We start from the raw sequence: 20,328 nt of genomic DNA on the forward strand, positions 1-20,328 counted from the left end.
CGTGGGGGCAAGGTCGGCCGTTGCCGTGGGTGCGGGGCGGCTTTTCCACTGGGGACTGAGCAGCGTCCTGCACCGCAGCGCATCGCAGCTGCCGGGGCGCATTGCCCTGGGCATCGACCCCAGCCTGATGGGCGAGCTCTCGCACAAGCTGCGCAAGGGCGCCATCGTGGTATGCGGTACGAACGGCAAGACCACCACGAACAACGTGCTGGCGTCCTCCATAGAGGCTGCCGGCAGCACCGTGCTGTGCAACCGCGCGGGCGCGAACATGGCCGCGGGCGTGACGTCTGCCCTTCTCCCCGGGAAGCGTGCGGACTGGGCCGTGATGGAGGCGGACGAGCTTTCCACGGTGCACATACTGCCGAACCTGCGCCCGCGCTACCTGGTGCTGCTGAACCTGTTTCGCGACCAGCTGGACCGTGCGGGAGAGATCGACCACGTGCAGGACACGATCGTGCGGGCGCTGGGGTCGTCCCCGGAGACGACGCTGCTTGTGTGTGGCGACGACCCGCTGAGCATGGGCGTGGCGCGGCGCGCGGCGCAGGCGGGCACCAAGGTGCTCGCGTTTGGCGTGGACGAGGACCTGCACCTGCCGGCGGACCGCGTGCCGGAGGCGCGCTTCTGCCAGGTGTGCGGCGCCGAGCTTGAGTACGAGTGGCGCTCGTACGCGCAGCTGGGCAAGTTCCGCTGCCCGAACGGCGACTTCGAGCGCCCGGAGCTTGACTTCAGGGCGACGGGCGTGCGCGTTGACCGCACCGGCGTGTCGTTTGACGTCGAGGGCCTGGGGCTGGACGGCAAGGTCCACCTGAGGGCGGGCTTTGGCGGCGTGTACATGGCGTACAACCTGCTGGCCGCGTTTGCCGCGGCATCGCTTGCGGGCGTGACGGGCGAGCAGTTCCAGCGGACGCTCGACGGCTACCACCCGGAAAACGGGCGCCTGCAGCACTTTGAGGTGGGCGGTCGCGAGGTGGTGCTGAACCTTGCGAAGAACCCCACCGGCTTCAACCAGAACATTTCGCTCCTGCTTGCGGACGACCGCGAGAAGGCGGCGTACTTCGTGATAAACGACGATTTCAACGACGGCAAGGACATCAGCTGGATCTGGGACGTTGACTTCGAGCGGCTGGCGGCGGAGCACATCCGCGTGGTCTGCGGCGGGCACCGTGCGAACGACGTGCAGGTGCGCCTGAAGTACGCCGGCATCAAGGCTGACATCGCGGGCAGCGTGGGTGACGCGCTGGGCCGCGTCAGCGACATGGGGCTGGCGTGCCCGCTGTACGTGCTCACGAACTACAGCGCGCTCTGGCCGGCGAAGGCCGAGCTCGAGAGGATGGGTGAGCGTCATGACTAGCGGCAGGACCCTGCGAATCGCCCACCTGTACCCGGAGCTCTTGAACCTGTACGGCGACTCGGGAAACATACTCGTCCTCAAGAGCCGCATGGCCTGGCGCGGCATAGAGCCGCAGGTGATGGAGGTCCACGTGGACGACCGCCCGTCCTTCTCGGGCGTGGACATCGTCTTCATTGGCGGAGGCTCGGACCGCGAGCAGAAGATCGTGTGCGACAAGCTTCTGGCGGAGCAGGCGGAGCTGAAGGCGTACGTGGAGGACGGCGGCGTGCTGGGCGCCGTCTGCGGAGGCTACCAGCTGCTGGGCGAGAGTTACCTCATGGGGGACGAGAAGGTCCCGGGGCTCGAGCTCGTGGACCTGTACACGGACCGGGGCGAGCCCCGGCTGATAGGCAACATCGCGGTGGAGAGCCGCATTAGCCCGCAGCCCATCGTGGGCTACGAGAACCACGGCGGCCGCACGCACCTGGGGCCGGGCGTGGAGCCGATGGGCAAGGTGCTGTACGGCCACGGGAACGACGGCGAGTCCGGCTACGAGGGCTGCCTGTACAAGAACGTCGTGGGCACGTACGTGCACGGGCCGCTCCTGCCCAAGAACCCGGGCGTCGCGGATTACCTGATAGCGCGCGCACTGCAGAGGAAGTATGGTAGTGGTGAGCTGGAGCCCCTGGACGACGCGGAGGAGCTTGCGGCCAACAAGGTAATGTACGACCGCCTGATGGCGGGCGAGGTAGAGGAGTGAGCATGGAGAAGGTCATCGTCTTCGGTAGCTTGAGCATGGACATGTCCGTTAAGTGTCGCGCCATTCCGCACAGGGGAGAGACCGCCGTGGGCAGCGACTTCCTGACCACGCCCGGCGGCATGGGCGGAAACCAGGCCGTGATGTGCTCCAGGATGGGCGCGGACACGTTCATGGTGGGCAAGGTGGGAGACGACGCCTATGGCCGCGAGCTCATGGCGTCGCTCGCGCGGCACGGCGTGATCTGCTCGAACGTGAGCCTCTCTGCGGACGAGCACACGGGAATCGGCCTGGTGATGCGCGGCGAGGGCGACAACCGTGCCGTGTACGACCCGGGCGCGAACGCCACCATCACGTACAAGGAGGTGCGCGCCGCCATCCACGGCCTTGCGGGCAAGGACAACGTCTTCTTGTGCCAGCTGGGCTGCGATCTCGAGGCCACGATGCAGTCCATCCTGTGCGCTAAGCGCAATGGGCTGTTCACCATCCTGAACGCGACGCCGGCGCGCAGCATCCCGGAGGAGGTGTACCAGGCGCTGGACGTCCTGTGCATCAACGAGGGCGAGTGCGAGTTCCTGAGCGGCATCAGCTGCATGGACGACGCCTCGCGCGAGAAGGCGCTGCGCTTCTTCGAGCGTCGCGGCGTGGGGCACGCCGTCATCACGCTCGGCCGTCGCGGATCGGTCACGCTGGTGGACGACAAGATGGTCAAGGTGCCATGCTTCTCCGTCGAGACCGTGGACACCACGGGCGCGGGCGACGCGTACGTGGGCGAACTGGCGGCCCACCTCTGCTTTGGCGGCGACATCCAGGAGAGCATGGTGTACGCCTCCGCCGCCGCGGCCCTCTGCGTGACGAAGGTGGGCGCGCAGGCCGCGATGCCCACGTTCGCGGAGGTGGAGAAGTTCATGAAGGCTTACAAGGGCGAGTAGCCGCCCTTCTAGCGCGGACGCGACGGTCTTGGCTTGACGGGCAGGCGGACAATCGACTGGTTTGAGTGGGCGAGGGCCTTGGGGGCCCTCGCCATCGTCGCATTGCACGCGATGCGCGCGACTGAGCTGGCGCCCGGGCTTGCCGCCGCGCATCCAACGCTTTTTTGGGTCGAGGGCATCGTGCAGATTCCGCTTGCCCGCTGGGCGGTGCCGGTGTTCTTCATGATGTCCGGCGCGCTGATTCTGGACCCTGGGCGAGAAATGCCCCTTCGCAAGGTGGGGCGCTACATCTGGCGGATGGCGTTCGTCCTGCTGACGGTTGGGTTTGCGTTCTGCCTTATGGAGACCGTCGCGAAGAATCCCGGCCCTGCGGGTACGTATGCGCTGACGCCGCCCATGGTGGGGACGTCCCTCATGCACCTTCTGGAGGGGAAGTCCTGGGACCACCTGTGGTACCTGTACGCGCTCATCGGGCTGTACCTGCTCACGCCCGTGCTGCGGCCGTTTGTGCGGGATGCCGGCCGGCGCGAGCTGGGACTTGTCGTGCTCTTGGCGTGGGCGCTGCTTGCGCTGGTGCCTGCGGCGAACCTTGTGCTGGGCGTGAGACTGTACCGCTTTGTGACGCTGGACGCGTCCGTCGCATACTACCTAGCGGGCTACTATGCCTACAACTACCTTGAGCTTGACTGGCGCGTCGTGGCGGCCGGCCTTGCGTCGCTCGTGCTCGCGTGCCTGCCAAACGCGCTGTCTGCGGGCTCCCTTGCGGGCGTGCTGTCGCTTCCCCAGTATGGCGTTGTCATGCCGTACGCGCTGCTCGTGTTCCTGCTGCTGCGCAGGATGCTCGACGTGCCGATGGAGCGCCATCCCGTGGCCCGTGCGCTTGCGAGGGACAGCTTTGGCATCTACCTGATGCACCCGCTCTTTGGCCACCTGGCGATTTGGTTTATTGACTACCGGGCGCTTTCCGTCCCCGCGCTGCAGGCGGGCATCTTTGTGGCGGGCGTGCTGGGCTCCGTCGTGCTGACCCGCGCACTGAGGTTGCTGCCGGGGTTTAGGGACAAGATTTAGGGCTGAGATTTCGCGCGCGGCCATGGTTCCCGTGACGCCACCATGTCCGAGGGCCGTGGTTGGGGTTTGAGGAGCGTAGTGTCCGCAATTTAGGGAATGAGTCGTTCGTAATTTAGGGAACGAACCGTTCGCTATTTGAGGAACGAGCTTTTCGGGAGATCTAGAATGGGTGATTCTCGGGGTGCTGGCTCCGTGTTTGCATTTAGCGAGAGAAACGTTAAATACGGAGTCAGCATTCTTCTCATATTTGTAAAATATGCCGATTTGTACAAATAAGAATGCAGATGAGACTTCCTAAGATATAGTTTATGGACATATCTATGCTTTAGGGGGTGCGACGTGGCATACAAATCACTCATGAAGCTGCTCTACATGGATGCGAGCAGCGACAGGTTTGCCAACAACGAGCGCCTGGCCGCGGAGCGCATGCGCGCGGATTCCACGTTCAGGACGGGAATGCACACTGCCACGGGCGAGCTCTTCATCGCGCTTCCGCACGAGCTCTCCGTCCTCAGCGAGCAGGTGCTTCGCAAGGAGCGCGTCGTGCAAAGCCTGCAGACGGCCATCCCCCCAATCGCGCGCGGCGCGCTGGTGCGCAGCCTCGTTATTGACGAGGTCGTGGGCACAAACGACTTGGAGGGTATCCGTAGCACGCGCAAGCAGATAAACGAGCTTCTGGAGTCGTCGCCCGCGTCCGAACACATGGGCCAGAAGAGGTTTCGCGAGCTTGCGAAGCTGTATCTGGGGCTCTCGGACGGTAATGCCATGCCGCCGCAATCCCCCGAGGACATCCGTGCGATATACGACCAGGTCATGGCGGGGGAGGACCTTGGCAAGAACGCGCCGGACGGCAGGCTCTTCAGGCGGTCCGGCGTGGAGGTCATAGGCAAGAGGGGAAACCCGATTCACGAGGGCGCCCAGACCGAGGCCGAAATCGTGGCGGGTCTTGGCGCCATGCTTGCGTTCACGGCCTCACCGGATGTGCCGCAGCTGTACTCTGCCATCGCATCGCACTTCATGTTCGAGTACATCCACCCGTTCTACGACGGGAACGGGCGGACTGGCCGCTATCTGCTCGCGCTGTACCTGAGCGAGCCCCTTTCGGCGCTCACTTCGCTTTCCCTTTCGCGCGAGATTGCGGAAAACAGGAGTCCCTACTACAAGGCCTTCCAGGACGTAGAGGCGCCCATGAACCACGGCGAGCTCACACCGTTCCTGATCCAGATGCTCGAGTACGTTTCGAGTGTCCAAGACCGCCTGATCGCGGACCTGGGGGAGAAGAGCCAGAGGCTTGGCGAGTGCCACGACCTCCTGGGCCGCGCGGGCTCGGACCTTGCCCTGACCGAAAGGGAGAGCGAGCTTCTGTATCTTCTGGTCCAACACGACCTCTTTGCCGCGTTCCCAGCCATCCAGTTGGATGAGGCGACGGCGTATATGCGCATGGGACGCCAGTCCACGCGGAAACACCTTGGGTCTCTGGTGGAGAAGAGCCTGGTGAGCCAGGTAGGTGGCCGCCCCTTGCGTTTCGAGCTGAGCGCGGACGGCAGGCGACTGCTCGAGGGATGACGCGACGATGCTGGGGCAGGCTCGCGCCGTCAGGCGCAGGCATGCCACGCCGCCGCCGGCCAGCCGATTGCGACGACTGGCGGCAAACTACCTGCGGCCACGGCCGCCTGCGACTGCAACTACCTGCCAGAGAGCGCCTTCGAGAACGACGTGTCGGATTTTCTCGCCCACGCGATGTACACCGCGACGCTTGCGACGCAGGCAAGTGACATGGTGGCCCACATGGCGGAGTACCCCACGCCCGTGATGAGCGCGCCCGCGACGCCTCCGCCCAGGCCGTAGCCGATGTCGTACCCGCACAGAAACGTGGAGTTGGCCGAGCCGCGCGTCTGGCTTGTTGCGGTGTGTACTGCCATGGACTGCAGAGACGGCTCCAGCCCGCCAAACGCGTAACCGGCGAGCGCCGCGGAGGCCACGTACGTCACGACGTTGGGCGCCATCGCAAGCAGCAGAAACGCCACGAGCATCGCCGCGTTGCACGTGTACACAAAGAACGCCTCGCCGCGCCGGTCCACGAGCATGCCCAGCGTAATGCGCACCAGAAGCAGCATCGCGGACATCACCAGGAAGTAGATCGAGCCGGACGGCAGCGACCTCTGCGCCGCGAAGATCGCGACGAAGTTCTCCAGCGCGCCAAACGTGAACATGAACACGAGCATGGTGACCGTGGCGGGAAGCGCGTCCCGGTTGATGATGGTGCGCAGGTCAAGCGGCTTTCTGGGGACGCTTGGCCTTGGGGCGCGCACGAGCGAGAAGAGCACGAGGCCGGCTGCGGCGATTGCGGCGGCCGCCGCATAGAGCGCCTTGAAGCCAAGTCCCTCCATGAGCGAGAGGCCCAGGGCCGGCGCGATGGCCGATGCCAGCGCCGTCGCCATGCCAAAGTAGCCCATGCCCTCGGCAAAGCGCGGGCGGCAGATCACGTCCGACGCGACGGTCGCGGTGGTCGAGTTCGAGAACGAAAGCCCCACGCCGTGCAGCATGCGGATTGCGATGGCCGCGCTGAGCGCGGGCACGAACACGTAGCCCAAGGGTGCCAGTCCCATGAGCACGAGTCCGGTCACGAGGACGACGCGCCTGGCCCCGTTGTCCAGCCACCAGCCCACGAACGGCCTCGCGACCACGGCTACCAGCGAAAACGCCGCGGCGCACATGCCGGCGGCCGCCTCCGTCCCGCCAAGGCTCTTGATGTAGAACGGGAAGGTCGAGAGGCTCATGATGTGGTTGGTGAACACGCAGAGGTTCACGAGGATGATGAGCACCAGGTCGCGCGTCCACAGCCGTGCGGGCGTGGCGGCTGTCTTAGCGGGTGCGACGGTTGGCGAGTTTGCAGATTTGTGCAAGAAAATCCCTCCAGACGGATCGAGGTGACCGTCCAGCAGGGGGCAGCGCGCGGCGTGCGCGGACGTCAGGGCTGGGCGGCGTGGCCATCAATTGGACTTACGCCGCGGGGCAGCTCATTGACGCCACGATTATAGCCCAGAAGCGCCGCATACCGCGCAGACATGTGCTAGAATCGCGTCGCTTGTGAAGTTGCCGGCGCCTTTGGCAAGCGCCGGTCAGGAGGGGAGAAGAGCTTGCTCATCTAGCGATGCCCGCATCGGGCGCCCAAACACGTATTGGATTGGCAACGCCGGTCCGCTGGGTGCCGCGCATCGCGCACAGCCGCTCTCCTTGGCACGCACGTCCTTCTCGCCCGCGTAGGCGAGATGACGCGCTTGCACCCGGCGGTCGGCCTCGTGAGGAGGCCTACCTTGCAGATGAATCTCACCAACATTGGCTATACGTATCCCGGTGCGGCACAGCCCGTGCTCTCTGGCATTACCCTTGCGCTGGCGCCGGGGTGGTGTGGCATCGTGGGCGACAACGGCTGCGGCAAGACCACGCTCGCGCGCGTGGTGTGCGGGCAGCTTGCGCCGAGCGAGGGCACGCTCACGCACGGGCCGGTGTGCGCGATGTGCGAGCAGGACGCGAACGTGGCGCCCGCGCGCCTGACGGAGTTCGCGTGCGACTATGCCGCGGACGCCGTGCGCCTGCGTGCGCGCCTGGGCGTGCAGGACGATTGGCCGTGGCGCTTTGACGAGCTTTCCGGCGGCCAGCGAAAGCGCCTGCAGGTTGCCGTGGCGCTGTGGGAGCGCCCGGACCTGCTGGTGATGGACGAGCCCACCAACCACGTGGACGCTCCCACGCGTCGCGCGATCATGGGCGCGCTCGCGGAGTTTCGCGGCATCGGGCTCCTGATTTCGCACGACCGCGAGCTGCTGGACGGGCTGTGTCGGCGCTGCCTGTTCATGGGGCCGCGCGGCGCCGTCATGCGCCCGGGCACGTGGAGCGAGGGCGCCGCCCAGGAGGAGCGCGAGCGCGCCGAGGCCTCCCATGCCCGCGACGTCGCACGGGCGGAGGCCGCGCGCATCCGTCGAGAGGCGGAGCGCCGGCGCCAGCGGGCGGAGCAGTCTGCGTCGCGGCGGAGCCTTCGCGGTGTGGACCCCCGTGACCATGACACGCGCGAGAAGATCGGGCGCGCCGTGGTTACCGGCAAGGACGGGATTGCGGGACGGTCCCGCGCCGTGGCGGCTGCGCGCCTGGAGCGCGCGGAGCGTGCGGCGGAGGCGACGTTTGTGGAGCGACGCTACGACGGCAGCGTGTGGATGGACGTGCAGCCCAGCGCGCGCAAGGTGCTGTTTCGCGCTGCGGCGGGTGCGCTTCCGCTTGACGGCGGTGCTGTGTCCGCTGCCGGTGCGTCCGCTGGCGACGAGTCCTCCGGCGGCGTGCGGGAAGACGGCGCGACGACTGGCGAGGCAGGACCCGTGCTGCGCGTACCCGCTCTGACCATTGGCAACACGGAGCACGTGGCCCTTGTGGGCGCAAACGGCAGCGGCAAGACGACGCTCGTGCGCCATGTGATGGCGAGGCTCGATCCTGACGTGCCGTGCTGCTACGTGCCGCAGGAGCCGACGGAGGCGGAGCGCCGTGGCGCGCTGGTGCGACTGGGCGAGCTCTTGCCAGACGAGCGTGGCTTCGTGCTTGGCATCGTGGCGCGGCTGAACTCCGACCCGGCGCGCCTGCTCGAGGGCGGAGAGCCGAGCCCCGGCGAGCTGCGCAAGCTGATGCTCGCGCTTGGCATGCTTGGCAAGCCGGCGCTCATCGTGATGGACGAGCCCACGAACCACCTGGACCTGCACTCCACGCAGGCGCTTCAGGAACTGCTCGCGGGATTCCCGGGGGCGCTGCTGCTTGTGTCGCACGACGCGGCACTGCTGGACGCGGCGACGGGCACCCGCTGGGAGGTGGAGCGCGCGGGCGAGGGCGACGCCGTGCTGCACGTCAGGTAGGTGCGGTTGGGATGCAGCGGCGGTCGAGGCGGCTGTTCTTCTCGCGTAGTGGGATGGCTGCCTTGCGTGTTTCGTTAGACTTATCAGAGTTGTCTGTTGCTACTCTGCTTGTGCGAATCGTGATGAGGAGCGGGATGGACCGGACGCTGCTTGAGGCGCTTGTTTTCCAACGTGACCACCATATAGACGGCAATGTCTATAAGGCCTGCCAGTGCGATTTTGCCTATAACTCGAACCATATCGAGGGCTCGACCCTGACTCATGACCAGACGGTTCAGATTTTTGACAGGGCAACGTTCTCGGGCACTGCGGCGGTGGACGACATCGTGGAGGCGCGAAACCACTTTCGAGCGTTCGACCATGTTCTGGATACCTGGGACGAGCCATTGAGCCCAGACTATCTGCGCGCAATGCATCGCATTCTGAAGAGCGGCACCGCGTATGCCGCGAATCCTGTCATGTCTGTTGGGGAGTTCAAGAAGTTCTCCAACGTTATAGGGGGAGCCGTCTCTGACGTCGAGACTGCCTCGCCAGAGGACGTCCTCCACCTGGTGGGCGACCTTATTGATTCCCGCGAGGGCAAGTCCGTGCGCCAGTTTGAGGGAGTATGCAAGCGTCACGGGTTATCTGGAGGATACCTGCGGCTTTGCCCAGGGCCGCTTCGAGGCCACGTACATGCCGATGACGAAAGAGTTCATGTGCGTGCTGCGCGACACCTGCCGTTTTCCCGAGCGCCACGAGCCGTGATGATGACGCGACGTGGTGTCGCGGCGGAGGGGGATGAGTGCTACCATAGCTACACGACAGGGGAGCTGGCGCACGCTGGCTGAGAATGGGCCCAACGCGGCCCTGACCCAATAACCTGATCCGGGTAATGCCGGCGTAGGGACCAGAGCACCGCATGTTCGGGCACCTACGGATACGTGGGTGCCTTTTTGGTGCCCGGAAGGGAGAGCACATGAACTGCTCCGTCGCAATCCAGTTTCTGCCCATGGACGCCACGACCGACGACGAGGTCTGCCGCGTGGTCGACGCGGTGATCGCCTACATCGACTCCACGGGCGTGGACTACTTTGTGGGGCCGTTCGAGACCGCCATCGAGGCCGACTACGACACCTGCATGGAGATCGTCAAGAACTGCCAGCTCGTGGGTGCCAAGGCGGGTTGCAAGAAGATGGCCACGTACGTGAAGATCGACTACCGCCCCGACGGCGACGTGATGTCGACCGACCACAAGATCGGCAAGTACCATCCCACGGACAGCGAGTTCTCGCACGCGAAGTCCGAGGTGGCATAGGTGGATTCCCACTCCAGCGAGCCCAAGGCGGAGCCTACGGCAACGTCGGCGGGCGAGAAGGACGGCGCTTCTCGGCAGGAAGGCGTGGCGGGAGGCGAGCGCGCCCGTGCCCGCGAGCGCCGGGAGCGGCGCGCGCGCAGGCGCAGGGTGGCGGTGCCCACGCTGACGGTGGCGTGCATCCTTGCGGTGTGGCAGGCGGTGGTGGCGCTTGGCATCGTGCCAAACTTCCTGCTGCCCAGCCCCGTGCAGGTGGTGTACGCGTTGGCGGCCGATGCGTCGCTTCTGGCGATGCACTCCGCGGCGACGCTGACGGAGGCCGCGCTTGGCCTGGTCATCGGCACGGCCGTGGGCTTTGTGGTCGCGGTTTTGATGGACCGCTTCCAGACCGTGAGCCTGGCGCTCGACCCCATCGTGACCGTGAGCCAGACCATCCCGACCGTGGCCATCGCTCCGCTTCTGGTGCTGTGGTTTGGATACGGCCTTGCGCCGAAGGTGGTGCTGGTGGTCATCTCCACGTTCTTTCCCATCACGGTGAGCCTGGTGGGAGGGTTTCGCTCCGTCGACCCGGACCTGATCGACCTCATGCGCACCATGCGGGCATCGCGCTGGCAGATCTTCTGGAAGGTGAAGATGCCGGCCGCGCTGGACCAGTTCTTCAGCGGGCTCCGCATCAGCGCCACCTACGCCATCGTGGGCGCGGTCATCGCGGAGTGGCTCGGTGGGTTCAGCGGGCTGGGCGTCTACATGACGCGCGTCCGCAAGTCGTTTGCATACGACCGCATGTTCGCGGTCATCATACTGATCTCGGTTCTGTCGCTGGCACTCATGGGGCTGGTCGACTGGCTCCAGCGCATCGCGATGCCCTGGAAGCGCGCCGAAAGAAAGGAAGACTGATGTTCAACAAGCAGCATGCCGCCCAGATGCGCGGCTCTTCTCGCCCGTACACGTTTGTGGAGCACAAGGCGGCGTTCGAGCGCGACATGAGCCGTCGCGGCTTCATCAAGGGGGCGGGTGCCCTTGCCGCCGCGGCGACGCTTGCCGGCTGCGGCGCGTACCAGGGCAAATCCGGCGACGCGTCCGCGAGCGCGGGGGAGGGCGCCAGCGCGAAGTCCGCGCCGAAGTCTGCGCGCAAGATCACGTTCTGCCTGGACTACACCCCCAACACCAACCACACGGGCATCTACGTGGCACAGGCGAAGGGCTACTTCAAGGACGAGGGACTCACCGTCAAGGTGGTGCAGCCGGCGGACGGCACGGCGGAGGCCATGATCGGCTCTGGCCAGGCGCAGATGGGCGTGAGCTACCAGGACTACATCGCAAACGCCCTGAGCTCCAAGAACCCCGTGGCCATCGAGGCGGTAGCCGCCATCATCCAGCACAACACGTCCGGCATCATGAGCCGCAAAGCCGACGGCATCACGTCTGCCAAGAAGATGGAGGGTCACACGTACGCCACGTGGAGCATGCCCGTTGAGCAGGCGACCATCAAGCAGGTGATGGAGTCCGACGGCGGCGACTTCAGCAAGCTGAAGATGGTGCCGTACGAGGTGGACGACGAGGTCGCGGGCCTGAAGGCCAACATGTTCGACTGCGTGTGGGTGTACGAGGGCTGGGCGGTGCAGAACGCGAAGGTCCAGCACTACGACGTCAACTACTTCAGCTTCGTGAGCATGGACAAGGTTTTCGACTTCTATACCCCGGTCATCGCGGCAAACGACGACTTTGCGAAGAAGTATCCCGACGTGGTGAAGGCGTTCGTGCGCGCGGCGAAGCGCGGCTACGAGTACGCCATCAAGCACCCGAAGGCTGCGGGCGACATCCTGCTGGACGCCGCGCCGGAGCTTTCCGCCGACCTGGTGCAGGCATCCGCGAAGTACCTGGCAGACCAGTACCAGGCCGACGCGAAGAGCTGGGGCGTGATCGACAAGTCGCGCTGGGACGCGTACTTCGAGTGGCTGAACGACAAGAACCTGGTCGAGAACAAGCTGGACGTGAACTCCGGCTGGACCATGGACTACCTGGAGGCATAGTGGCCACGTCTTCGGACAACGGTGCGCCAGCGCTGGAGGCGCGCCACCTGACGCTGAGCTGGGACGAGGGCGAGCACGTGGTGGCGCGCGACGTCTGCCTTGCGGTGGGCGCCGGCGAGGTGGTCTGCCTGGTGGGCCGCTCCGGCTGCGGCAAGACCACGATCCTGCACGCGCTTTCCGGCCTCACCCAGCCGCTGGAGGGGCGCGTCCTTCTGCACGGCGAGGACGTGACCGGCCGCCCGGGCCGCGTGAGCTACATGCTGCAGAAGGACCTGCTGCTGCCAAGCAAGCGGATCCTGGACAACGTGTGCCTGCCGCTGGTGATCGCGGGCACGCCGGTGCATGAGGCCCGCGCGAAGGCGGAGCCGCTGTTCGAGCGCTTTGGCCTCTCTGGCACGGAGCGCATGTGGCCGAGCGAGCTTTCCGGTGGCATGCGCCAGCGCGCGGCGTTCCTTCGCACGTACCTGATGGGAAACGACGTGACGCTTCTAGACGAGCCGTTCAGCGCGCTGGACGCCCTGACGCGCGCGGACATGCGCAGCTGGTACTGCGGCATGTCGCGCGAGCTGGGCATGGCGTCGCTTGCGATCACGCACGACGTGGACGAGGCCGCGACCATGGCGGACCGCATCTACGTGCTGCGCGGCGACCCGCGCTCCGGCGTGCCGAGCGCCATCGCGGCGGAGGTCGCGGTGCCGCGGCCCGCGGGCAACGTCTCTGCCGCGGAGTTCGCCCTCACCCCGGCGTTTCTGGACTGCAAGCGAGAAGTGCTCTCGCTCCTGGGCTGAGGGTCACTCGGCCTTCAGATACGCTCAAGCGTTGTCGCACTCTTGGGCGCTTCAAGCCAGCATAAGCCGCGGGCGCTACCGTTGCCGTAACGCCCGCGTTCTTAGTGGGGGGGGCACCAAGAGGGGAGGGGCCATGGGGCTCGCGAGGCAGGTGGGAAGGTTTGGCGTCGTGGGGGTTGCTGCCACGCTTCTGGACTACGCGGTGCTCATGGCGCTGTCGCAGCTGGCTGGCGTTCCCGTGCTGTACGCGTCTGCTGCAAGCTATGTGGTGTCGCTCGTGTTCAACTACGCGGCGTCAATGCGCTACGTGTTCACGCACCGGGAGGGAATGTCCCGTGGGCGGGAGTTTGCGCTGTTCGTGGTGCTCTCCGTCATCGGCCTGGGCATCAATCAGGTGGTGATGGCGGCGTGCACGGCCGCTCTGGGCGAGTCCGCTTTTGCGGTGACTGCGTCGAAGGCGGTTGCGACCGCCGTCGTGATGGTGTGGAACTTCGCGAGTCGCAAGAGGTGGCTGGACGCCCCCGCGCGGTAGAGCGAGGGCGTGGAGGGCTGGATGCAGGCGGCCGCCGAGAAAAGCGGCTGCACAAAGATGCACCCCGCATGCCATGTGGCGTGCGGGGTGCGTGAATGCGGGGTGTGCTGCGTGTCGTGCACGAGAGCGCGAGGCGCGCGAGGCGTGTGGGGCGTGCGGGGTGCCCCGGTGCCGGGCGTGTGTCCGCACCGGGCCCGCGCTCTTCTCGCTAGTGCTTGACCTTGGAGCCAAACTCCAGGTACTGCACCATGTCGAGGTTGCGGTAGGCCTTCGTCGCCGCGGAGTCGCCGCTGATGGACGGGTCCGTGAGCTCGGTGGAGGACTCGCGCCACGTGCCGTTGGTGTCGGAGTAGCCCATCAGGGTGAGGAACGGCATCTTGAGCATGGTCTGGAGGTTCGCCTTCTGGTGGTTGCTCAGCGGCGCGCCGATGAGCTCCATCATGTAGCTGCTGAGGTAGCCGATGCTCATCTCCTTGTTGGTGCTCTTTGCGGGCGTGCCGGCCACGTCGTAGTTTGCCCAGATGAAGTACTGCGTCTTGAAGGCGCGCAGCTGGTGCGCGAGCGAGCTCTTGTCCTCGTTGGGGTACACGGAGTCGTTGAGGTAGTTGGAGCTGATGTTGGGCTGGTGGTCGCCGTAGAACACGAGCACCACGGGCTTGTTCAGCTGGCGCAGGGCCTGGATGAACACCTTCAGGTCCTCGTCGGACGCCTTGATGCACGAGACGTACTCGTTGAACTCCGCGTTTTCGTACGCGCTCACGTTCTTGAGCTGGTAGTTGGTAAGGCGGTCCGCCGGGATGTTGTTCTTGTCGTAGCCCGTGTGGTTCTGCATGGTGATGTCCGCGATGAACATGGGCTTGTCGGAGTTCTGGATCAGCTCCAGGATCTTCTGGTACGTGGCGAGGTCGGTCACGCCGTTGTGGAACACGGGCGCGCCCTGGAAGTCGTTGATGTCCAGGAACTGGTCGAAGCCCAGCTGCGGGTACACCTTGTCGCGGTTCCAGTTGGACGCGATGTTGGGGTGGATGGCGGCCGTGCCGTAGCCGATGCTCTTGAACTGCTTGGCCAGGCTGTTGACCTTGGAGAAGTTGTACAGGTTGTACGGGTACTTGCCCGTGCCCACGTACGCCATGGAGTTGCCTGTGAGGAACTCGAACTCTGAGTTGCACGTGCCTCCGCCCACGACGGAGACGTTCAGCACGCCGCGCGAGAGGGTGTCGCTCATGGAGTTGAAGTACTCCGGTCCGGTGTAGCCGGTGTATGCGATGTCGTAGAACTTGGAGAGGTCCGAGAACGTCTCGTTCTGCACGAAGATGACGCTGGGCTTTACCTGGTCAAACTGCGCTTTCGCGCGCGCGTACGTCTTTGCGGAGTCGGAGGAGTCGTACTGCTTGGCGAGCTTCTTCTCGATCGTCTTGGCCTTCTGCTGCGAGTAGCCGCGCGGCACCTCGATGGGCATGCCGTACCACATGCTGAAGAAGCTGGTGAGGAAGCCGTGGTCGGAGTACGCCACGACCGGCTGCCAGAACTTCGTGCCCAAGAACTGCGTCCACGCGTACGCGGCGTGGGTGGTGCCCCACGCGCCAAAGGCGCAGGCGCAGGCGAGAAGGACGTTCAGAACGACGCCGAGGACCCTGTGCCCGGTGCGGCGCGAGGGCGCGGTCGCGGTGGAGGGGGCCGCGTCCTTCTCGCCCGTGGCGGAGGGGTCGGTGGGTGCGGCAGCGGCTGCCTCGCTGGCATCGGCGGGGGAGTCCAGGCCGACGGCGGAGCGCCTCACGACGGGGCTGATGCGCTGGAGCGCGAGGAAGCACAGGTCGAGGGCGATGGCGCCTAGAAGCACCGTGCCACCGAAGTCGAACTTGAGGCCGTCGGACACGGCCGCCGCGGTGCCGAGCGCGTAGATGTCACCGGCCTGGATGACGGAGCCCTTGAGCACCACGACGAAGTACTCCACGATGCCGAGGACGTACAGCGCGACGGCCACGGCGATGGCGCCCCAGCTGCGACGCTGGAACAGGAAGTACATCGCGCCCATGGCAAGAAGGACCATGGCCCAGTCGATCAGGCGGCTGAGGAAGTTCATCCACACCAGGTTGACGTGCCAGCAGATCTCGAGCGAGACGAACGCGAAGAGGGCGGCGACGGCCAGACGCACGAGGTCGGTCTTCGCCCACGGCGCGAACGTGCCGTGCAGCCAGGCGCGTGCGGCGGACGGCTTGCCGTCGGAGGCCTCGCGCGCGGAGAGGCGCTCGTCGCGGCGCGCCTTGCGGGCGGCGTGTGCCTTGCGGATGCGGGCGGCGGGCGCGCTCAGGAAGCGCGGTGCGCGCATCTTGCGCGGGCGGGAGTCCCACGGCGCGTACGCACTCACGAAGTCGCGCGCGGTGCGTAAGAACGTCTTGCCGTTCTCGCGGTGGAGCGTCGCCATGGCGCAGATGATGGTGGCCGCGGCAAGCAGAAACGGCGCGAGCGGGCTGCCCTTGTAGTAGTCCATCAGGCACAGCACGCCAAACGCGACGGGAATGATGGCGAACGAGAGGCACCACGCGTACGTGCGGGCGGACAGCCTCTTGTAGCCCTCGGTCTTGCTCAGGCGGTGCCAGCGCACGCAAAGCCAGACCACCACCGCGGCTGTCGCGAACGCCACGGCGGCAAACAGGATGTTCAGTGCAGACATAATTCTCCGTAGACGTCAAGTAAACAGATAGGCCCGAGTATAGGTGGGCAGCGTGTGGCGAATGTGCGCCTAGCAGGATAAACAGACAATTGATAGGAAACTTGACGGGTGGGCGCCCGCGGGCGGCCAGGGTCGCGCCCCGGCCGCCCGGCCGGGCCCTACCTGAGGCCCAGGAACGCCTTGTAGCCGCGGTAGGCCTCGTACACGTCGGCCTTGCTCGTGGCCTCCCAGGGCGCGTGCATGCTCAGCACCGGCACGCCGCAGTCGATCACGTCCATGCCGTACTTGGCCAGGATGTAGGCGATCGTGCCGCCACCGCCCGCGTCCACCTTGCCGAGCTCCGCCGTCTGGAAGTGCACGCCGGCATCGTCCATGCAGCGGCGGATGAGCGCGACGTACTCCGCGTCCGCGTCGTTGGAGCCAGACTTGCCGCGGCTGCCGGTGTACTTGTTGAAGGTGAGGCCGTGTCCCAGGTAGCAGGAGTTCTTCGGCTCGAACACTGACGCGTAGCTCGGGTCATACGCGGCGCTCACGTCGGAGCTCAGCATGCGCGACCTGCGCAGGCAGCGCCTAAGCGCAAGCGGGCCGCGCTCGCCGGCAAGCTCCAGGACCTCGGCCATGGCGTCCTCGAAGAAGCGGCTGGTCATGCCCGTCGCGCCGACGGACCCGATCTCCTCCTTGTCAACCAGGATTGTGACGGCGGTGCGCTCCGGCGCCTCGCACTCGAGCTGCGCAACGAGGCTGGGGTAGGCGCACGAGCTGTCGTCCTGCCCGTAGCCCAGGATGAGCGAGCGGTCGAGGCCAAGGTCGCGCGCCGGGCCCGCCGGCACGACCTCGAGCTCGGCGGAGAGGAGGTCCTCCTCGTCGATACCCAGCTCGCGGGCGAGAAGTTCGAGCACCGCGGCCTTGACGGCAGACTTCGCGGCGCCTCCCTCGCCCTTCTCGCCCGCGTCGCCCTCGACCTTCACGGGGCGGTTGCCGACGATCACGTCCAGCAGCTCGCCCTCGATCACGTCGGACGCCGTCTTGGAGAGCTGGTCCTTCGACAGGTGGATGAGCAGGTCGGACACGCAGAACACCGGGTCGTCCGCGGACTCGCCCACGCACACGCTCACCGTGGAGCCGTCCTTCTTGCACACGACGCCGTGGATGGCGAGGGGGATGGCCACCCACTGGTACTTCTTGATGCCACCGTAGTAGTGGGTGTCGAGCGTGACGAGCTCGTTCTTCTCGTCCAGCGGGTTCTGCTTCACGTCCAGGCGCGGCGAGTCGATGTGGGCGCCCAGGATGTTGAGGCCGCTCTCCAGAGGCTCGGTGCCAAGATGCACCAGGAGCACGCCCTTGCCGTGGTTCGAGGCGTACACCTTGTCGCCGGGCCTGAGGGCGACGCCCTGGGCCACGAGCTCCCCGAGGTCGCGGTAGCCGGCGGCGCGGGCCTGCTCGATGGAGGCGGCGCACACCTCGCGCTCTATCTTGTTGTCAGATATGAAGCGCTTGTAGCCCTCGCACACGCGGTCGAGGTCTTGCAGCTGCTTCTCCGTGTAGTCGAGCCAGGCGTTCGGTCGTTCCATGTGGTTCCCTTCCATACGTCGGGCGCCCCCTCGGGCGCCCGATGCCGGCGGCTGCCCATGCGTGCCGTCGGTCGCTTATATATATTTAACTATATCGAAAGTGCGGCCGGCCGGCTGGCCTTTGGTCGCGTCGCTAGTTTCCGCTCGTGGTCGTCGTGGCGCCGCTTGTGCCGGACGTTCCGGACGTGGTGGTGCCGGACGTGCCCTTGGAGTCCGTCGTTCCCGTGTTGGAGTCTCCCGTTGTGCCGGAGTCGCCACTCGTTCCGGAGTTGCCCGAGGTGCCGTCGCTCGTGCCGGTGCCGGAGTCGCCCGTGCCAGAATTGGAGGTGCCATTGGCGTTGTCACCCGAGGTGCCGCTCGTGCCGGAGGAGTCCTTCGAGCCGGAGGTGCCACCCGTGGTGGTGCCGGAGGAGTCCTTCGAGCCGGACGTGGTGCCGGACGATTTGCCGTCCTGCTCTGCGCCGTCCGCCGTGCCCTTCGTCTGCTGCGACTGCGTGTCCTTGTCCTTCTTGGCGTCTGCGTCCTGCGACTGCTGGTCGTCCTGGCCCTGGCTGCTCGTCGCCACGATGGGCTCCGTGCTGCCGATGCCCTGGCCCGCGGTCGCGAGGTTCACGATGAGCGCGTACACCAGGACCGCGGCGACGGCCGCGACCACCATCACGATGGCCATGCGCTTGCGCATGAGGGCGCCCTTGCGGCTCTGCGCCGCGTCGCGCACGCTCTGGGGCGCGATGGGCGTGCCGGAGTCCGCGACGCCGGCCTCGCTCGCGGCGTCATCCAGGCTCACGGGCGTCGCCCACGCCTGCGTGGTGCCGGAGCTCGCGCGCAGGTCGCGCGTGACGCCGTATGCGTCGTCCGTCGCGGGTTCCTGGTCCGAAAGGTCCTTCAGCTTCTGCGCGGACGCGCTGAGCATGCCCTTGTACACCTGCGACGCGATGGTGGTCGCCGCCGCGGCGACGCCCACGCCGATGATGGAGCCCGCGAGTCCGATCTTGGACTGCAGCGCAAACGACGTGACCGCCGCGAGCGCGCTCGCGATCACGGCCGACCCCGAGAACTCGCTCAGGACGCCCTTCTTCTGCGGCTCGCCCGCGTCTGGCTGCGCCTGGCCCTGCTGCGCCTGGCCCTGCCCGTACGGCTGGTACCGCTGCGTGCCTTGGCCCTGCGTTACGCCCTGGGGCTGCTGGTAGCGCTGCGTCCCAAAGACGGAGGTCCTGCCCTGGGACATGGTCTGGTCGACCTGTCGACCCTGCTGATCGAATGCCACTTAGGAAGTCTCCTTCTTGTTGCCGACCGCGTTGCGTGGAGCGCGGGCGGGCTCGGCAACGGGTGCCCGCCTAGCTCTTGGATACCCGACTATAGGCATCGCCCGCGCCGCGGGCCAAACTTCACGAAATGCATTCGAATTAGCGTCAACCGGGCGCGTCTACCACCAAAATCTGCATACGGTGCCATGCCCTGCGACACGGGGCCGTAATTTCGCTGTAATATGTCCTAAGTGGGAACGTCCATCACGTCATATGGAGGTACACATGCTCGTCAACGCTGCACCCATGCTCAAGGCCGCAAAGGCCGGTCACTACGGAATCGCGGCATTCAACACCAACGACCTCGAGTGGACCCGCTCCATCCTCACCGCGGCGGAGGAGACCCAGTCCCCCGTCATCATCCAGTGCACCTCGGGCGCTGCCAAGTGGCAGAAGGGTTTCAAGGTCGTGTCCGACGTCGTGCACGACATGGTCGAGTCCATGAACATTACCGTCCCCGTCGCCCTGCACCTTGACCATGGCTCCTACGAGGACTGCTTCAAGTGCATCGACGCCGGCTTCACCTCCATCATGTACGACGGCTCGCACGAGCCCGAGTTCGAGACCAACATCGAGCGCACCAAGGAGCTCGTGAAGCTTGCCCACCAGAAGGGTCTCTCCATCGAGGCCGAGGTCGGCGGCATCGGCGGCACCGAGGACGGCGTCACGGCCGAGGGCGAGCTTGCCGACCCCGCGCAGTGCGAGGCCATCGCCAACCTGGGCGTCGACTTCCTGGCCTGCGGCATCGGCAACATCCACGGCCCGTACCCCGCGGACTGGAAGGGCCTGAACTTCGACCAGCTCGCCGCCATCCAGGAGAAGACCGGCGACCTGCCGCTCGTCCTGCACGGTGGCTCCGGCATCCCCAAGGAGCAGGTGCTGAAGGCCGTCTCCCTGGGCGTCGCCAAGATCAACATCAACACCGAGCTCCAGCTCTCCTTCCACTCTGCGATGCGCAAGTACGTTGAGAGCGGCAAGGACCTCGAGGGCAAGAACTACGACCCGCGCAAGTTCCTGAAGCCGGGCTTCGACGCCATCGTCGAGACCGCCGAGGGCCTCATCAGGGACTTCGGCTCCGACGGCAAGGGCTGGGCATAGCGCGGCTTCCGCCTCGCCGGGAGCGCGTTTGTAAAGAGTCTTTGCGTTC

Annotated in this window: 17 protein-coding genes and 1 riboswitch; of the genes, 13 read left to right on the plus strand and 4 right to left on the minus strand. The window is 66.1% G+C overall.

Features of this window, described 5'->3' with window-relative positions; translation table 11 throughout:
• Position 1: 1 nt before the first annotated feature.
• The 5 genes from HF885_RS01950 to HF885_RS10425 all read left to right on the plus strand — a co-directional run bounded on the left by HF885_RS01950 (position 2) and on the right by HF885_RS10425 (position 5,653).
• Positions 2 to 1,351 (plus strand): MurT ligase domain-containing protein, encoded by a 1,350-nt coding sequence (locus HF885_RS01950; RefSeq protein WP_328804307.1) that lies wholly within the window; start codon positions 2 to 4, stop codon positions 1,349 to 1,351.
• A complete protein-coding gene (locus HF885_RS01955) occupies positions 1,344 to 2,090 on the plus strand; it encodes a type 1 glutamine amidotransferase (protein WP_090864110.1) in 747 nt (248 codons plus the stop codon). Before HF885_RS01950 ends, HF885_RS01955 begins: the two co-directional genes overlap by 8 nt.
• A gap of 2 nt (positions 2,091 to 2,092) precedes the next feature.
• A complete protein-coding gene (locus tag HF885_RS01960; protein WP_170103302.1) occupies positions 2,093 to 3,019 on the plus strand; it encodes a ribokinase in 927 nt (308 codons plus the stop codon).
• A 33-nt stretch (positions 3,020 to 3,052) separates the two neighbouring features.
• Complete coding sequence (locus HF885_RS01965; RefSeq protein WP_170103303.1) at positions 3,053 to 4,087, plus strand: acyltransferase; 1,035 nt, start codon at positions 3,053 to 3,055, stop codon at positions 4,085 to 4,087.
• Between the two features lie 339 nt (positions 4,088 to 4,426).
• Positions 4,427 to 5,653, plus strand: coding sequence for a Fic family protein (locus HF885_RS10425; protein ID WP_170103304.1), 1,227 nt, complete (start codon positions 4,427 to 4,429; stop codon positions 5,651 to 5,653).
• Positions 5,654 to 5,772: 119 nt separating this feature from the next.
• Here the strand turns inward: HF885_RS10425 and HF885_RS01975 are convergent, their stop codons facing one another.
• Complete coding sequence (locus HF885_RS01975; protein ID WP_170103305.1) at positions 5,773 to 6,993, minus strand: MFS transporter; 1,221 nt, start codon at positions 6,991 to 6,993, stop codon at positions 5,773 to 5,775.
• 417 nt (positions 6,994 to 7,410) lie between these two features.
• On the opposite strand from HF885_RS01975, the gene HF885_RS01980 reads away from it, so the two are divergent.
• The 7 genes from HF885_RS01980 to HF885_RS02010 all read left to right on the plus strand — a co-directional run bounded on the left by HF885_RS01980 (position 7,411) and on the right by HF885_RS02010 (position 13,629).
• Positions 7,411 to 8,982 (plus strand): ATP-binding cassette domain-containing protein, encoded by a 1,572-nt coding sequence (locus HF885_RS01980; RefSeq protein ID WP_235927277.1) that lies wholly within the window; start codon positions 7,411 to 7,413, stop codon positions 8,980 to 8,982.
• A gap of 134 nt (positions 8,983 to 9,116) precedes the next feature.
• Complete coding sequence (locus tag HF885_RS01985; RefSeq protein WP_170103307.1) at positions 9,117 to 9,812, plus strand: hypothetical protein; 696 nt, start codon at positions 9,117 to 9,119, stop codon at positions 9,810 to 9,812.
• Positions 9,778 to 9,888, plus strand: a riboswitch (TPP riboswitch). Its footprint overlaps the gene before it by 35 nt.
• A gap of 52 nt (positions 9,889 to 9,940) precedes the next feature.
• A complete protein-coding gene (locus HF885_RS01990) occupies positions 9,941 to 10,279 on the plus strand; it encodes a thiamine-binding protein (RefSeq protein WP_170103308.1) in 339 nt (112 codons plus the stop codon).
• A 162-nt stretch (positions 10,280 to 10,441) separates the two neighbouring features.
• A complete protein-coding gene (locus HF885_RS01995; protein ID WP_170103583.1) occupies positions 10,442 to 11,173 on the plus strand; it encodes an ABC transporter permease in 732 nt (243 codons plus the stop codon).
• An 86-nt stretch (positions 11,174 to 11,259) separates the two neighbouring features.
• Positions 11,260 to 12,309, plus strand: coding sequence for an ABC transporter substrate-binding protein (locus tag HF885_RS02000; protein ID WP_170103584.1), 1,050 nt, complete (start codon positions 11,260 to 11,262; stop codon positions 12,307 to 12,309).
• Positions 12,309 to 13,097, plus strand: coding sequence for an ABC transporter ATP-binding protein (locus tag HF885_RS02005; RefSeq protein WP_170103309.1), 789 nt, complete (start codon positions 12,309 to 12,311; stop codon positions 13,095 to 13,097). The genes HF885_RS02000 and HF885_RS02005 overlap by 1 nt, the downstream gene beginning before the upstream one ends.
• A gap of 133 nt (positions 13,098 to 13,230) precedes the next feature.
• Entirely contained in the window at positions 13,231 to 13,629 is a 399-nt protein-coding gene (locus HF885_RS02010; RefSeq protein WP_170103310.1) for a GtrA family protein, read from the plus strand.
• A gap of 208 nt (positions 13,630 to 13,837) precedes the next feature.
• Here the strand turns inward: HF885_RS02010 and HF885_RS02015 are convergent, their stop codons facing one another.
• From HF885_RS02015 to HF885_RS02025, 3 genes are all read right to left on the minus strand, one after another.
• On the minus strand, positions 13,838 to 16,303 hold the full coding sequence (locus HF885_RS02015; protein ID WP_170103311.1) for an LTA synthase family protein: 2,466 nt from the start codon (positions 16,301 to 16,303) through the stop codon (positions 13,838 to 13,840).
• 158 nt (positions 16,304 to 16,461) lie between these two features.
• On the minus strand, positions 16,462 to 17,874 hold the full coding sequence (locus HF885_RS02020; RefSeq protein ID WP_170103312.1) for an aminopeptidase: 1,413 nt from the start codon (positions 17,872 to 17,874) through the stop codon (positions 16,462 to 16,464).
• Positions 17,875 to 18,007: 133 nt separating this feature from the next.
• Positions 18,008 to 19,141, minus strand: a complete 1,134-nt coding sequence (locus HF885_RS02025; RefSeq protein ID WP_170103313.1) for a hypothetical protein — start codon at positions 19,139 to 19,141, stop codon at positions 18,008 to 18,010.
• A gap of 265 nt (positions 19,142 to 19,406) precedes the next feature.
• Between HF885_RS02025 and fba the strand changes: the two genes are divergently transcribed.
• Positions 19,407 to 20,279, plus strand: a complete 873-nt coding sequence (gene fba / locus HF885_RS02030) for a class II fructose-1,6-bisphosphate aldolase (protein WP_170103314.1) — start codon at positions 19,407 to 19,409, stop codon at positions 20,277 to 20,279.
• The last annotated feature ends 49 nt before the right edge of the window (positions 20,280 to 20,328 follow it).

It is taken from the genome of Parafannyhessea umbonata (assembly GCF_012844235.1).
Lineage (GTDB): Bacteria > Actinomycetota > Coriobacteriia > Coriobacteriales > Atopobiaceae > Parafannyhessea.